Annotated in this window: 16 protein-coding genes; 2 read left to right on the top strand and 14 right to left on the bottom strand. The window is 66.7% G+C overall.

The features are described 5' to 3' along the window. Positions 1-57 precede the first annotated feature (57 nt). The 7 genes from nuoD to ASG64_RS14280 form a co-directional block, all read right to left on the bottom strand. Positions 58-1,368 carry an NADH dehydrogenase (quinone) subunit D gene (nuoD, locus tag ASG64_RS14310; protein WP_056074157.1) on the bottom strand — a complete coding sequence of 437 codons (1,311 nt, stop codon included), beginning with the start codon at positions 1,366-1,368 and terminating at the stop codon, positions 58-60. After that, positions 1,368-2,015, bottom strand: coding sequence for an NADH-quinone oxidoreductase subunit C (locus ASG64_RS14305; protein ID WP_042576305.1), 648 nt, complete (start codon positions 2,013-2,015; stop codon positions 1,368-1,370). Before ASG64_RS14305 ends, nuoD begins: the two co-directional genes overlap by 1 nt. Continuing rightward, the gene (locus tag ASG64_RS14300; RefSeq protein WP_042576304.1) at positions 2,012-2,566 is read right to left on the bottom strand and encodes a NuoB/complex I 20 kDa subunit family protein; all 555 of its coding nucleotides are present in this window, start codon (positions 2,564-2,566) and stop codon (positions 2,012-2,014) included. The genes ASG64_RS14305 and ASG64_RS14300 overlap by 4 nt, the downstream gene beginning before the upstream one ends. A 27-nt stretch (positions 2,567-2,593) precedes the next feature. Further along, on the bottom strand, positions 2,594-2,953 hold the full coding sequence (locus tag ASG64_RS14295) for an NADH-quinone oxidoreductase subunit A (RefSeq protein WP_042576303.1): 360 nt from the start codon (positions 2,951-2,953) through the stop codon (positions 2,594-2,596). Between the two features lie 146 nt (positions 2,954-3,099). After that, on the bottom strand, positions 3,100-3,504 hold the full coding sequence (locus ASG64_RS14290; protein WP_042576302.1) for an Rv3143 family two-component system response regulator: 405 nt from the start codon (positions 3,502-3,504) through the stop codon (positions 3,100-3,102). Positions 3,505-3,521: 17 nt separating this feature from the next. Beyond that, a complete protein-coding gene (locus tag ASG64_RS14285) occupies positions 3,522-4,151 on the bottom strand; it encodes an MSMEG_1061 family FMN-dependent PPOX-type flavoprotein (protein ID WP_042576301.1) in 630 nt (209 codons plus the stop codon). Continuing rightward, positions 4,148-5,098, bottom strand: a complete 951-nt coding sequence (locus ASG64_RS14280; protein WP_042576300.1) for a ring-cleaving dioxygenase — start codon at positions 5,096-5,098, stop codon at positions 4,148-4,150. Before ASG64_RS14280 ends, ASG64_RS14285 begins: the two co-directional genes overlap by 4 nt. Positions 5,099-5,146: 48 nt before the next feature. Here ASG64_RS14280 and ASG64_RS14275 point away from each other — a divergent pair, with 48 nt between their 5' ends. Further along, positions 5,147-6,076 carry a DUF5996 family protein gene (locus ASG64_RS14275; protein WP_056074156.1) on the top strand — a complete coding sequence of 310 codons (930 nt, stop codon included), beginning with the start codon at positions 5,147-5,149 and terminating at the stop codon, positions 6,074-6,076. Here the strand turns inward: ASG64_RS14275 and ASG64_RS14270 are convergent. The 6 genes from ASG64_RS14270 to ASG64_RS14245 form a co-directional block, all read right to left on the bottom strand. Then, a complete protein-coding gene (locus ASG64_RS14270) occupies positions 6,052-6,846 on the bottom strand; it encodes an SDR family NAD(P)-dependent oxidoreductase (protein ID WP_056074153.1) in 795 nt (264 codons plus the stop codon). The two genes, ASG64_RS14275 and ASG64_RS14270, sit on opposite strands and share 25 nt — an antisense overlap. Then, positions 6,843-7,277 (bottom strand): GNAT family N-acetyltransferase, encoded by a 435-nt coding sequence (locus tag ASG64_RS14265; protein WP_056074152.1) that lies wholly within the window; start codon positions 7,275-7,277, stop codon positions 6,843-6,845. The genes ASG64_RS14270 and ASG64_RS14265 overlap by 4 nt, the downstream gene beginning before the upstream one ends. A gap of 7 nt (positions 7,278-7,284) precedes the next feature. Then, positions 7,285-8,463, bottom strand: coding sequence for a dihydrolipoamide acetyltransferase family protein (locus tag ASG64_RS14260; protein ID WP_056074150.1), 1,179 nt, complete (start codon positions 8,461-8,463; stop codon positions 7,285-7,287). A gap of 144 nt (positions 8,464-8,607) precedes the next feature. Then, the gene (locus ASG64_RS14255; protein WP_082518440.1) at positions 8,608-9,441 is read right to left on the bottom strand and encodes an SGNH/GDSL hydrolase family protein; all 834 of its coding nucleotides are present in this window, start codon (positions 9,439-9,441) and stop codon (positions 8,608-8,610) included. A 39-nt stretch (positions 9,442-9,480) separates the two neighbouring features. Next, positions 9,481-10,245 (bottom strand): hypothetical protein, encoded by a 765-nt coding sequence (locus tag ASG64_RS14250; protein WP_200933485.1) that lies wholly within the window; start codon positions 10,243-10,245, stop codon positions 9,481-9,483. Beyond that, positions 10,242-11,318 carry a PLP-dependent cysteine synthase family protein gene (locus tag ASG64_RS14245; RefSeq protein WP_056074148.1) on the bottom strand — a complete coding sequence of 359 codons (1,077 nt, stop codon included), beginning with the start codon at positions 11,316-11,318 and terminating at the stop codon, positions 10,242-10,244. Before ASG64_RS14245 ends, ASG64_RS14250 begins: the two co-directional genes overlap by 4 nt. A 95-nt stretch (positions 11,319-11,413) precedes the next feature. On the opposite strand from ASG64_RS14245, the gene ASG64_RS14240 reads away from it, so the two are divergent. Next, positions 11,414-12,454 (top strand): type III polyketide synthase, encoded by a 1,041-nt coding sequence (locus ASG64_RS14240; RefSeq protein ID WP_056074146.1) that lies wholly within the window; start codon positions 11,414-11,416, stop codon positions 12,452-12,454. A gap of 7 nt (positions 12,455-12,461) precedes the next feature. Here the strand turns inward: ASG64_RS14240 and ASG64_RS14235 are convergent, their stop codons facing one another. Continuing rightward, positions 12,462-14,081, bottom strand: coding sequence for an AMP-binding protein (locus tag ASG64_RS14235; RefSeq protein ID WP_056074144.1), 1,620 nt, complete (start codon positions 14,079-14,081; stop codon positions 12,462-12,464). Between the last annotated feature and the right edge of the window lie 86 nt (positions 14,082-14,167).

The following is a 14,167-nucleotide window of genomic DNA, read 5'->3' as shown; positions in this document are numbered from 1 at the left end:
CCGGCCGGCCTCCGGCCTTCCCGCTCGATTCCGGCCGGCCTCCGGCCTTCCCGCTGCTCATCGATCCACCCCACCCATGACCGGATCGATACTGGCCACCGAGGCGATGACGTCGGACACCATGCCTCCCTCGCACATAGCGGCCACTGCCTGGAGATTGGTGAACGACGGATCGCGGAAATGGACCCGATACGGTCTCGAGCCGCCGTCGGACACCATGTGCACGCCCAACTCGCCGCGTGGCGACTCGACGGCCACGTACACCTGACCCGCGGGCACGCGGATTCCCTCGGTCACCAGCTTGAAATGGTGGATGAGCGATTCCATGGACCCGTCCATGATCTTCGCGACGTGTTCGCGGGAGTTGCCCAATCCGTCGGATTCGGAGACCAGATCCGCCGGCCATGCGATCTTCTTGTCCGAGATCATCACGGGCCCCGGCCGCAGGGCGTCCAGGCACTGCTCGACGATCTTCAGTGACTCCGTCATCTCGTCGACACGGATGAGATAGCGCGCGTAGCAGTCGCTTTCCTGCTCGGTGATCACGTCGAACTCGTAGTTCTCGTACCCGCAGTACGGCTCCGCGCGCCGCAGGTCGTGCGGCAGTCCGGTGGCGCGGAGAACTGGGCCGGTCACTCCGAGCGCCATGCACCCCGTCAGATCGAGGAAACCGATGCCGCGGGTCCGCCCCTTCCAGATGGGGTTGTCGTCGAGCATCGCACCCATGTCCCGCAGTCGAACCGGCAACAGCGTCAGCAGGTCCCGGATCTTGGGTACCGCGTCGTCCGGAAGGTCCATGGCCAGCCCGCCGGGGCGGATGAAGGCGTGGTTCATGCGCAGGCCCGTGATCGTCTCGAAGATGTCGAGGATCAGTTCCCGCTCCCGGAAGCCGAACAGCATGGCGGTGACGGCGCCGAGTTCCATGCCGCCGGTCGCCAGCGCCACCAGGTGCGAGGAGATTCGATTGAGCTCCATCAGCAGGACACGCACCACCGTCGCGCGCTCGGGAATGTCGTCGGTGATCCCGAGCAACTTCTCGACGCCCAGGCAGTAGGCGGTCTCGTTGAAGAACGGCGACAGGTAGTCCATCCGTGTCACATAGGTGACGCCCTGAGTCCAGTTGCGGTACTCCAGGTTCTTCTCGATACCGGTGTGCAGGTAGCCGATTCCGCACCGCGCTTCGGTCACCGTCTCGCCCTCTATCTCGAGGATCAGGCGCAGCACTCCGTGCGTCGACGGGTGCTGGGGACCCATGTTGACGACGATGCGCTCCTCACCGGCGGTGCCGGCCAGATCGACGATCTCGTCCCAGTCCTGTCCCGACGCGGTGTAGACGGTCGGTGTGTCGTGATCCTTCTCGAGTGTCATCAGTTGTACGACCTGCGCTGATCGGGGGGAGGAATCTGCGCGCCCTTGAATTCGACAGGGATTCCGCCCAGTGGATAGTCCTTGCGCTGCGGGTGACCCGCCCAGTCGTCCGGCATCTGGATACGTGTCAACGACGGGTGGCCGTCGAATTCGATGCCGAAGAAGTCGTACGTCTCGCGCTCGTGCCAGTCGGTGGTGGGATAGATGCCGCACAGGGAGGGAATATGCGGATCCGACTCGGGCACCGACACTTCGAGACGCAGACGGCGTCCGTGGGTGATGGACTGCAGGTGGTACACGGCGTGCAGTTCACGACCCGCGTCGTCGGGACGATGCACCCCGCTGACTCCGAGACAGAGTTCGTAGCGCAGAGCCGCGTCGTCGCGCAATGCCGAGGCCACGGACGGAAGGTGGGTCCGCGCAATGTGGAAGGTGAGTTCGCCGCGGTGGACGACGGCTCGTTCCACGGCATCGGACAGGTGCCCGCCCAGCGCCCGGTCGAGTGCGACGGCGACGTCCTCGAAGGAACCGTCGAAAGGTCGAGTTGCGGTGTCGTGTCGGGGTTTCGGCGGCGCCAGTCGACCGTACCCGGACACGTCGCCCGATCCGCGGACGCCGAACATGCCTCGCGGCCCCCGGGTGCTCATCGGAACAGCGTCTTCGCGTCGATGACGGACGGTGAGGCCAGTGCAGCCTTCTCGGTCTCGGCGATCGCACGGACCCGGTCGACACCGAGTGGCATCGCTTGGATGGACGCGTGCAGTTGCAGGATGGCGTTGATCAGCATCTCCGGACGCGGCGGGCACCCGGGGAGGTAGATGTCGACCGGAACCACGTGATCGACGCCCTGGACGATGGCGTAGTTGTTGAACATCCCGCCCGACGATGCGCAGACACCCATGGCCAGAACCCATTTGGGCTCCGCCATCTGGTCGTACACCTGCCGCAGGACGGGAGCCATCTTCTGGCTGACGCGTCCGGCGACGATCATCAGATCGGCCTGACGGGGTGAGGCTCGGAACGCTTCCATCCCGAACCGTGCCAGATCGAAGCGGCCCGACGTGGTGGACATCATCTCGATGGCGCAGCAGGCCAGCCCGAACGTCGCGGGCCACAGGGACCCTTTGCGCGCGAAGCCGGCCAGTCCCTCGACAGTGGTCAGCAGGAAGCCGCTCGGCAGCTTCTCTTCCAATCCCATTCGATCACTTCTTCCACGACGTGTGGATCAGTCCCAGCTGAGACCTCCACGACGCCACTCGTATGCGTAGGCGACGGAAACGTTGACGATGAAGAGGGCCATCGCAGCCAAGCCGAAGACGCCCAGCGCCTCGAAGTGCACAGCCCACGGGTAGAGGAACACGATCTCGATGTCGAAAATGATGAAAAGCATTGCGGTGAGGTAGAACTTGACCGGAAATCGGCCACCACCCGGATGCTGCGGTGTGGGCTCGACGCCGCATTCGTAGGCATCGAGTTTGGCGCGGTTGTAGCGCTTCGGGCCCACCGCGGACGCGACGAAGACCGAGAACACGGCGAAGGCGACAGCGATCACACCGAGTACGAGGACTGGCACATAAGCATTCATGCCGCTCGAACTCCTGCCTGTCGTGTCGGCTCCCGAGGGAGTCGAAACCATCAGTGGAAGTGACCTGTGCCACACAGTAGGACGTTCGACGGCGCGATGGGTCTGATTTCGAGCGTTGTCACGACAATCGCAACGGATCGGTGACCTCAGGCAGGAGGGCGGAGCAGCGACACCACGGCGCGCGAGAGTTCGAGCGGGTCGATCGGATGCGTGACCGACGCGTCGGCGCGCGACCACGTGGCGAGCCACGCGTCGTCGGGGCGGCCGGTGATCACGAGAAGTGGTGGACATGGGTCGATCTCGTCGCGCAGCTGCTTGGCCAGCCCCATGCCGCCGACGGGAGCGGATTCGCCGTCGAGGATGACCAGGTCGACGCCGCCGCGGTCCAACCGCTCGAGGACGACGGGCGCGGTAGCGACGTCGAGGTACTCGATTTCGGGGAGGTCGGGGTGTGGACGCCGGCCCAGAGCGCCGTGGACGGCGTCGCGCGTGCGGGCGTGACTGCTGTAGACCAGCACCGACAGCGTCGCATTCGCCACGAGGCGAACCATACCCCCGTGACGGAAATCTAGGACCGGTACAGCGACTCCTCGTACGCGGGCCCGTAGTACTCCCGGAGCTGGTCGAGGGATTCGGGGGACTCCGGGATCAGGATCTTCGTCATCTCGGCCACCGTGGGAAGAACGGACGGGTTCCACGTCTCGGGTTCCCACAGCCGCGAGCGCATGAACGCCTTCGCGCAGTGGTGGAAGATCTGCTCGATGTCGACGACCAGACACAGGATCGGCCGGTGCCCCTTGACGACGAGGTCGTCGAAGAACGGTGCATCCGAGATCAGGCGCGCGCGGCCGTTGATGCGCAGGGTGTCGCCTCGGCCGGGCACCAGGAAGTCGAGGCCGACGAACGGGTTGAGCAGGACGTTGCGGTAGCCGTCCATGCGCTTGTTGCCCGGCCTCTCCGCCAACGCGATGGTCGCGTCGTCGAGGACGTGGACCAGCGAGCCCGCCGGGTCGCCTTTCGGGGAGACGTCGCACCGCCCGGTGTCGTCGGCGGTCGCCACCAGGCAGAACGGCGACGCCGCGAGGAAGTCCCGATCGAGCGGATGAAGCCTCGGACGGTCCTTGTGCGCGGCGCGGAAGGACGGGGTGCCGTACATCGCCGTCAGCTGGTCGCTGTCGGTCACCTCGGTCCAGGTCACGACTCGTCGCTCGGGGGCAGCGCCGGCAGGTTCTGCTGGATCTGTTCCCGCGTCGGTTCGAGCCACGGCGGCAGTTTGAGCGACTTGCCGAGTTCGAGGAGCGGCTCGTCGACGTCGAAGCCGGGGGCCTCCGTCGCGATCTCGAACAGGACGCCGCCGGGTTCGCGGAAGTAGATCGACTGGAAGTACTGCCGGTCGAGGATCTCCGTGACATGCGCGCCGCTGTCGAGCAGCTCGGCGCGCCACGCCGTCAGCGTCTCGTGATCGGGTGCGCGGAAGGCCACGTGGTGGACTGTTCCGCCTGCTTGCAGGCCTTTGTCGGCGCGGTCGGCGGCGACGTCGACCAGTGCGCCGGCGCCGCCCGACGACATCGCGAACCGCGCGCTGCCCGACGCTTCGCTCGCGACGGTCATGCTCATGCGTCCGGTGAGGAGTTCGGCCGTGGCGTCGAGCGTCTTCTCGGTCAGCGTCACCGAGTGCAGTCCGCGCACCGCGTGTTCCGCGGGGATCGATCCCACGCCGTCCCAGCCGGAGCGGGTGTCCCCGTCGGACGCGACGAGGTCGAGGACCATCCCGTCGTGGTCGTACAGGCGCAGTACCTCGTCGTCGCCCCGCGTGACCGGATCGTCGACGCGGACGTTCATCGCTCGGAGACGGTCGTGCCAGAAGGACAGGGACGACCCCGGCACGCTGAACGCGGTCGAGGTGGCCAGACCCGTTCCTTGCCGCCCTCGCTCGACGTCCTTCCACGGGAAGAAGGTGATCAGGGACGACGGGCTCCCGTGCTCGTCGCCGTAGTACAGGTGGTACGTGCCGGGGTCGTCGAAGTTCACCGTCTGCTTCACCAACCGGAGGCCGAGCACTCGCGTGTAGAACTCGACGTTCCGGCCGGGATCGGAGGCGATGGCGGTGACGTGGTGCAGACCGAGGGGAGCAATCGTCGTCATGGGGATATCGTCCACCGTGATCGCAGAATCTTCTCGGAAAGGACGCCCGTGTCACCAGAGTTCGAACCCTGGCCCGAGCTCGACGTCGCCTCCTGGCAGGACACACGCGACACCGTGCACATGTGGACACAGATCGTCGGAAAGGTGCGGATGGCATTGTCGCCGCACGTCAACCACTGGTGGAACGTCACCTTCTACGTCGACGCGACCGGACTGACGACGTCGTTGATGCCGTACCGCACCATGGGTGTGGAAATCAGGTTCGACTTCGTCCGTCACCGGCTGATCGTCGCGACGACGCAGGGCACCTCCCGGGAGCTGGAACTGCGGGCGCGCACCGTGGCGAGCTTCCACGACGAACTGTTCGAGCATCTGCGCGCCCTCGGGATCGAGGTGACGATCATGGGATCACCCGTCGAGGTCGACCCGGCGATCCCGTTCGCGGAAGACACGGTGCACAGCAGCTACGACGCCGACGCGATGCACCGGTACTGGATGTCGCTGGTGTCCGCCGACAGGGTGTTCTCGGCGTTCCGCGGTGACTTCCGCGGCAAGACGAGCCCGTCCCACTTCTTCTGGGGTGCTTTCGATCTCGCGGTGACCCGCTTCTCGGGTCGACGCGCGGCGCAGCACCCCGGCGGCGTGCCGAACTGCCCGGACTGGGTGATGCACGAGGCCTACAGCGACGAGGTCTCGAGCGCCGGCTACTGGCCAGGAGGCGCATCGGAGGGCATCTTCTACTCCTACGCCTACCCCCAGCCCGACGGATTCGACACTGCGACAGTCGAACCCGAGGCCGCCTATTTCGACACCGCGCTCGGCGAATTCGTCCTCCCGTACTCGGTGGTCCGGCAGTCGGAGAACCCCGACGCGACCCTGCGGACGTTCCTGGACAGCACCGCGCGGGTGGCAGCCGAGTTGGCGGAGTGGCCGTCCTCGGACGGCGACGCGACTCAGGGGAGGATCGAGTCCACGTAACCACCGTCGACACGTAGTGCCCCGCCCGTGGTCGCGGACGCCAGCGGAGAACTCAGGTAGACCACCATGTTCGCGATCTCCTCGGGCTCGATCAGTCGCTGGATCAGGCTCTGCGGGCGGTACTTCACCATGAACTCGTGCTGGGCCTCGTCCCACGGGAGGTCGTCGCCGACCAGCTCGCGCACGAAGGTCTCCACTCCCCCCGTGTGGGTCGGACCGGCCATGACCGAGTTGACCGTCACCCCGGACCCAGCGGCGTCCTTGGCGAATCCGCGGGAGACGGACAGCAGCGCCGTCTTCGTCATGCCGTAGTGGATCATCTCGGTGGGAACGACGACGGCCGAGTCGCTGGCGATGCTGAGCACGCGTCCCCATCCGGCGTCCTTCATCGACGGCAGGTAGGCGCGGATGAGGCGCACGGCAGCGAGGACGTTGATCTCGAAGTAGCGACGCCATTCGTCGTCGTCGATCTCGAGAGCCGGCTGCGCGCCGAAGATTCCGAGGTTGTTGACCAGGATGTCGACCCGGGGATGCGCGTCGGTCAGGGACCGCGACCCCGATTCGGTTCCGACGTCGGCGGGCGCGGCGACGAAGGTGCCGTCGACGACCTCCGCGGTCAGTCGCTCGATGGCCGCGGACACCGAGGCTTCGGTTCTGCCGTTCACCAGCACGGTGGCTCCGCTGCGCGCGAGGCCGGCCGCGATGGCGTAGCCGATTCCTTGGGTCGAACCGGTCACGAGGGCAGTCTTACCCGAGAGGTCGATGATCATGCCCGGGTGAACAGCATCGGCACGTGGTCTATGCCCGCCTCGAGGTAGTTCGCGCCGGTACGCACGAAACCGAATCGGCCGTACCACTCCTCGAGGTAAGCCTGCGCGGAGATGGCGATGTCGGTACCGGCGTACTCCATGGCGGCGCGCATCACCTCGGCCGCGACCCCCCGACCGCGAGCGGATGTCGCGGTGGCGACGCGGCCGATGTGGGCGGGGAGCTCGTCCTGCAGCAGACGCAGCGTCGAGACGACGCGACCGTCGTCCTCCGCCCAGAAGAGCGTGGTGGTCGGTTCGAGGTCACGGCCGTCGATCTCCTGGTCGCCCACGATGCCCTGCTCGTGGATGAACACCTCGGTGCGCAACTGCAGGATGCGGTACAGCGCAACGGGATCGACGTCGCGAACGGTGGCGTGGTGAATGCTGGTCACCTCCCCACTATCCCAGGGCCGTGAACCCCACCGGATCCGACAGCAGCGTCGCGACCGTCGACAGGAACTTCGAGCCCTGCTCGCCGTCGACGAGTCGGTGGTCGAACGACAGGCTCAGCGTCGTGACGTGTCGCAGCGCGACCTCACCTCGGTATTCCCACGGCTGACGACGGATCGCTCCGAAGCACAGGATCGCCGCCTCGCCGGGCGTGAGGATCGGGGTGCCGGAGTCGATGCCGAACACCCCGATGTTGGTGATCGTGATCGTGCCGTCCGCGAGGTCGGCCGGACCGGTCTTTCCCTCCTTGGCGACGGACGTGAGGTCCGCGAGGGCGGCGCAGAGATCCCGGAAACCGAGAGCGTGCGCGTTCTTGACGTTGGGCACCATGAGTCCGCGCGGAGTCGCCGCGGCGATGCCCAGGTTGACGTACTTCTTGGTGACGATCTCGTCGGCTGCCTCGTCCCAGTGCGAGTTGAGGCTGGGGTGCTCACGCACAGCGATGAGGAGTGCCTTCGCGACGAGCGCGAGCGGTGTGACGCGGACGTCGGCGAGCAGCGGGCTGCTCTTCAGCTGCTCGAGCAGCTCCATCGTCGGGGTGACGTCGACGGTGACGAACTCGGTCACGTGCGGCGCGGTGAACGCGCTGCGCACCATCGCCTCGGCCGTGTGCTTACGCACGCCCTTGATCGGCGTGCGGTCCTCGTCGAGTCGCGACGACGCGAGGTCGGCGCGGGTCACGTCGCCGTGGGAACCCGTCGGGACGATCGTGGACAGGTCGATGCCGCGATCACGCGCCTCCTTACGGACAGGCGGGGCCGCGAGCGGCCGGCGTGACGACGACTCTTCCGCGACGCCGTAGCCGACCAGAACGGGTGTGCGCTTCGGGGGATCTGCCGGGGGATCTGCAGGGGCGGGAACAGGGACGTCGACCGTGTCGGTGGACGGCACCTCGATGTCGAGGAACGGTGCGCCCACGTCGACGGTCGTGCCCTCCTCCGCATGCCGTGCGACGACGACGCCGGCGTAGGGAGACGGCAGTTCGACCGATGCCTTCGCGGTCTCCACCTCGGCGATGGTCTGGTTCAAGGTGACGGTGTCGCCGATGTCGACGGACCACGCGAGCAGTTCGGCGTCGGCGAGTCCCTCACCGAGGTCGGGAAGCAGGAAGGTCTTGACCGTGGACATGGCGGATGCTCCTCGTGAGTGCACGTCGTGTGTAGCTGTGTGTCACATCACACAAGCACCGACTGTCACTGTGCGCAAGAGAAAGCAGCCGCGATGAGCACGATGACCAGTGAGGGGTCCTCGGCGGGCGCATCGCGGGTGCACTCAGCGCAGCACGGCCTCGATCTGCCGCGCGGCGTTCGCGTGACCCGCCGCCGTCGGATGCAGGGGGACGAACGCGTCGAGGGAGGTCGGAACGATGCCGACCATCCAGCTGTCCTCGGCACACACGTCGTGGTCACGCGAGGACTCGGCGAGATCGACGTAGGTGGCGCCGTGCCGGTCGGCCGCGGCCTCCATGACGTCGTTCAGCTGGTCGATGCGTGCCTGCAGGTAGGTCGCATCGGTGGGCCGGACGGGCTGACGATCGGGGCAACCGCCGGGTCTGATGCCGGTCGGGTACCCGACCATGAGGACGCGCGCAGCCGGGGCCCGGCGAGCAACCTCGTCGAGCACCGTGTCGTAGGTGGCGGCGAAGGCGTCGATACGCGAGGGGTAGGTGTCGTCGGGAACCGTGGCGCACGGCGCGCTGAGAGGCAGCGCGATACAACGGGCCGCCAACTGCACCAACTGGATGTCGTTGCCCCCGATGCCCACGGTGACCAGCGTCGTGTCCGTGCTCAGCGCGTCGTACTGCGGTTCGGCGATGCCGCCCGGCCCGCGCTGCGGTCCGGCGAGGTTCGCGGACTCGGCCGACCCGCACGTCACGTCCCGGACCACCGGGATCTGCAGGTCACGTGCGAGGAGACTGGGGTAGTTGACGCCGGATCGACCGCAGATTCCCGACGGTGTCTGCGGCGCGATGCCGCTGCCCGCGGCGAAGGAGTCACCCAGTGCGACGTACACCTGGGGAGTGGGCGCGGCCGTGGCACTTCCACCCGTCAGCACGACCGCAGCGACTGCGGCGGTCAGGACGATTCCGATACGACTGCGTGACATGTTTCCCCCGAACGAAAGCCCCGATACGTCGGTCGAAACCTAGTCTGCGCCCTCGCGTGCCTCGGCATCGGCAACCTCGGGGGCGTTCTCGCGCGTCGCCATGCCGCCGGCACCACCCTGATCCGACGGGCCCGGGCGGCCACCCTTCGGTTCGGTCTCGTCGTTCTTCTTCTTGTCGGTCGCCATGATGGCAGCGTAGTCCGGCAGGCGCAGGCCCGACGCGGACAGTTCGAGCCTCGCGAGTTTCCTGATGACGTCGGTGTCGCCGCCCCGCCACGCTCCCGCGGGATCGTCGTGCACTGTCGCGAGATCCGTCAGCGGCCGGCGAGTCAACGCTCGCAGCGCGAACAGGTCGAGGTCGGCGCCCGAGTCCAGCAGCGTTGCCGCGGCAGTGGCCTGGCGTGCGAAGCGGAGACGCCGAGGGAGCCACACGAGCAGCAGGAGCGCGATGGGGAGCAGCGCGATGGTGACACCGAGGAACGTCGCCAGGGTCTGCACGGCGTCGACCTGCGCTTCGCCCGCCGACCGCAACGCGGCACCCGCGTCGCTCGCGCGGTCGAAGGGGGTGCGGACGTCGTCACCTATCAGCGGTACGCCCGACACCTTCTCCCCCGCCGCGCGCAGGTTGTTCTCCAATCCGCTTCCGGCGTCGGCTATCTCACGTCCCGGCGCGGCGAGCGAGGCGACCGCGTCGTGCAACGACATGCCGGTGCGGATCCAGAAGATCGTCCACACCGCGGCCACCACGTCCGCGATCACCTGCCGTGCGCGGCGAGCCGGTAGATCGGAGTAGAGCCTGATCATGCGTCCTCCGTCCAGTCACCCGTCGCCAGGAAACGGTCGATGCGGGCACGGTGCAGTCGCGGGTCCATACCGTGGCTCTCTACCCAGGAATCGTCGTAATAGGTCCCCTCGTACCGTTCACCGCCGTCACACAGCAACGTGACGATGCTTCCCTTCTCCCCTCGCTTCTTCATGTCCGCGGCCAACCGGAACGCGCCGATCAGGTTCGTGCCGGTCGATCCGCCGGCGTGCAGTCCGGTGACGTCGTCGAGCATGCGAACGGCGGCGACGGAGGCGGCGTCGGGAATCTGCATCATGTGCTCGATGACCGCGGGAACGAACGACGGCTCGACGCGAGGCCGCCCGATGCCTTCGATGCGTGATCCGGTTCCGACCGCGTCACGGGTGTCGTCCCGCCAGGCCTCGAAGAACGCGGAGCCTTCCGGGTCCACCACACACACCCGCGTGACGACGCGGCGATACCGGCAGTACCTGCCGATGGTGGCGCTGGTTCCTCCGGTGCCGGCGCCGACCACGATCCAGGTGGGGACGGGGAAGCGTTCGAGGGCCATCTGGTCGAAGATCGACGCCGCGATGCTGTTGTTCCCGCGCCAGTCGGTGACCACGGAGGCGTTGGTGAACTGATCGAGATACAGCCAGTCTCGCTGGCGGCCCAGGTCCTCGGCCACGTCGTACACGGCGCCGGAATGGTCGACGAGGCGACAGATGCCGCCGTACCGCTCGATGAGCTTGATCTTCGCGGGGCTGGTCGCGGCGGGCATCACGGCGACGAATTCGAGACCGATCAATCGGGCGAAATACGCCTCCGACACTGCCGTGGACCCGGACGAGGCCTCGACCAGCGTGGTTCGCGGGCCGATGTCACCGTTGGCGAGTCCGAACAGGAACAGCGAACGCGCGAGACGGTGCTTCAGCGAGCCGGTGGGGTGTACGGACTCGTCCTTCAAGTACAGGTCGATGCCCCACTCGGCCGGCAGCGGGAACGGATGCAGGTGCGTGTCGGCGCTGCGGTTGGCATCGGCCTCGACGATGCGGAGGGCGTTCTCGACCCAGGCGCGGTCTTCGATTCTCATGCGGCCATTCTGTCCGACCAGCGTCACACCGCGACCGGTGATTGACTCGGGAGGCGGTAGGGAACCCGACGAGCAACCCTGCAGGAAAGGCACCAGTGACTACTGCGTACATCAACTCGATCTCGACAGCTGTACCCGAGCACGACGTGCACGACGATTTCGTCGCCTACGCCGACAGCACCTTCACGCTGCGGCGCAAACAACTGTTGTTCCGCAGAATGGCCGACCGGGCGCAGATCTCGCATCGGTATTCGGCGTTCCCGTCGATCGCGTCCTTCTACGGCGACGATCCGAACGCGGTGGACACGCAGGCTCGCATGCAGGAGTTCGAACGCACCGCGCCGGGACTCGCGGTCCGCGCCGTGGACGGTCTGGGGTTGGGCGACACCGCGGCGGACATCACTCATCTCATCGTTCTGACCTGCACCGGGTTCTACACTCCCGGAATCGATTTCGAGATCATGAAGCAGTGCGGTGTGCCGACGTCGGCCGAGCGTACGCAGGTGGGGTTCATGGGGTGTTTCGCCGGCATCAACGGTCTCAAGCTGGCGCATCACATCGTCCGGTCCGAGCCGTCCGCACGCGTCCTGGTGGTCAGTGTGGAACTGTGCTCGCTGCACATGCAGAAGACGGACGACCTCGAGACGATGCTGTCGTTCCTCGTGTTCGGTGACGGTGCAGCAGCGGTCCTGGTGACCGCGGAACCCACCGGGCTCGCCATCGACTCGTTCCGCGCGTTGATGATCGAGGACTCCCGCGACCTGATCACGTGGCGCATCGGCGGCATGGGCTTCGACATGGTCCTGTCCGGCAAGGTCCCGGGGTCGCTCTCGCGAGCGCTGGACGAGACCACCATGAAGACGGTGCTCGACGGGGCCGAGACGTCGTCGGTGGATTTGTGGGCGGTACATCCCGGCGGCCGGTCGATTCTCGACGCCGTGGAGGGCGCGCTGCACCTCGATGCGGACGCGTTGACGTCCTCGCGCTCGGTGTTGGACAACTACGGCAACATGTCCTCGGCCACCGTGCTGTTCGTGCTCGCCGATATGCTCGAGCGCGGAGACACCGGGTCGGGGTGCGCCATGGCGTTCGGCCCCGGACTCACCGCGGAGACGATGCTGTTCCACGCGTCCTGATCCGAGGTCAGGCGAGGAACTCCTCGGCGTCGCGCCGCAGATCGATCTTGCGGATCTTGCCGGTGACCGTCATGGGGAACGCGTCCATGACGCGCAGGTACCGCGGGATCTTGTAGCGGGCGATCCGACCGTCGCAGAACTCCCGGAGGTCGTCCACGGTCATGGCGGGGGCATCGTCACGCAGTCGGACGCAGGCCATCAGTTCTTCGCCGTACTTCTCGTCCGGGACCCCGATGACCTGGGCGTCGAGGATGTCGGGATGCGAGTAGAGGAATTCCTCGATCTCGCGGGGGTAGATGTTCTCGCCGCCGCGGATCACCATGTCCTTGATGCGTCCGGTGATGGCCACGTAGCCCTCGTCGTCCATGGTGCCGATGTCGCCGGTGTGCATCCATTTGTCGGCGTCGAGTGCCTCCGCTGTCTTCTCCGGATCGTCCCAGTACCCGAGCATGACCGAGTACCCGCGCGTGCACAGCTCCCCCGGCTCCCCGCGCGGAACCGTCTCCCCGGTGACCGGATCGACGATCTTGACCTCGAGGTGCGGGCCGACGCGGCCCACGGTGGACACGCGTTGTTCGATCGAGTCGTCCGAGCGGGTCTGCAGGGACACCGGTGAGGTCTCGGTCATGCCGTAACAGATGGACACCTCGGCCATCCCCATGATGTCGATGACCTGCTTCATCACTTCGGTGGGGCAGGGGGAGCCGGCCATGATTCCCGTCCGGAGCGAGCTCAGATCGTACGAGTCCAGTTCCGGGACAGCCAGTTCGGCGATGAACATGGTCGGCACACCGTAGAGCGACGTGCATCGCTCCGACGCCACGGCCGCCAGCGTCGCGGCCGGCGAGAACGACGGTCCGGGAATGACCATGGTCGACCCGTGCGACGTGCACGCCAGGTTGCCCATCACCATGCCGAAGCAGTGGTAGAACGGCACGGGGATGCAGACCGAATCAGCATCGGTGTAATGGCAGAGTTCGCCCACGAAGAAGCCGTTGTTGAGGATGTTGCGATGGCTCAGCGTCGCACCCTTAGGGAATCCCGTTGTGCCCGAGGTGTACTGGATGTTGATCGCGTCGTCGGGAGCGAGATGGCCGGCTCGCTCGATCAGGGCGTCGCGTCCGGCGGCGGCTCCAGCCCCGGTCAGGTCCTCCCAGTCGGCGGTCCCGATGTACACCACGTTCTGCAGCGTCGGGCACTCTCCTCGGACCGTGTCGATCATGTCGGCGTAGTCGGAGGTGCCGTGCGCGCGGACCGCGACCAGCATGGACGCGCCGGACTGATCGAGCACGTACTGCAGTTCGTGCGCCCGATACGCAGGATTGACGGTGACCAGCACGGCGCCGACCTTGGCCGTCGCATACTGCGTGATCGTCCACTCGGGACAGTTCGGTGCCCAGATGGCGACGCGGTCACCGTGTCCGATGCCACGGGTGATCAGTCCTGCGGCGACGACGTCCACGTCCGCCTGCAACTGTGCGTAGGTCCATCGACGCCCGGACGGAACGTCGACGAGGGCATCGGAGGATCCGACGCGCTCGACCGTGCGATCGAAGTTCTGTCCGATCGTCTCGTCGAGCAACGGGGTGTCGGTCGGTCCTGACGAGGAGGAAAGCTGAGGGGACATCGACGCTCCTGACGGCTCGGTTCGTCGACGACGCTAACGCACCGCGGTGGTCGCTGCGTGGCGTTTCCGCGAATTCGGTTAACGGC

It is taken from the genome of Rhodococcus sp. Leaf247 (genome assembly GCF_001426185.1).
Lineage (GTDB): Bacteria > Actinomycetota > Actinomycetes > Mycobacteriales > Mycobacteriaceae > Rhodococcoides.
The sequence above is the reverse complement of the archived record's forward strand: the minus strand, read 5'-3'. Positions and strand labels throughout refer to the sequence as shown.